This is a genomic window from Halomonas sp. BM-2019, assembly GCF_017584085.1.
The window spans coordinates 778,336-778,743 of record NZ_CP071922.1 but is presented as its reverse complement, the minus strand read 5'-3'; the positions used below and the strand labels follow the sequence as shown (position 1 = coordinate 778,743).

Below are 408 nucleotides of genomic sequence, written 5' to 3'. Positions count from 1 at the left end.
GTGGCGGCCCTGGCCTTCGCCCTGGGCGGCCAGTGGCTGATCGCCCTGCTCACCGGCCTGCCGGAGGTGCGCGAGACCGCCACCCTCTACCTGCCGTGGATGGTGGTGATGCCGCTGATCGCGGTGTGGAGCTACCTGCTGGACGGGGTCTTCATCGGCGCCACGGCGATTCGCGAGATGCGCAACAGCATCTTCGCCGGACTGCTCGTCTACCTGCCCGCCTGGTGGCTCACCCAGGCGCTGCTGCCCGACGCGCTGACCAACCACGGCCTGTGGTTCGCCTTCACTCTCTTCGCCCTGGTCCGTTCGGCGGTGCTGGGGGCCTACTACCGGCACTACCGCCGCACTCGCTGGCGTTCGCCGCCCGCGCCAGCGGGTCCGTGACGGCCCGGTGAACGGCGGCCAGGG

Annotated in this window: 1 pseudogene; it reads left to right on the top strand. The window is 71.3% G+C overall.

What is annotated here, in order from left to right:
* Positions 1-384, top strand: a pseudogene (locus tag J5F18_RS03965) (MATE family efflux transporter); the annotation flags it as partial.
* Positions 385-408 lie beyond the last annotated feature (24 nt).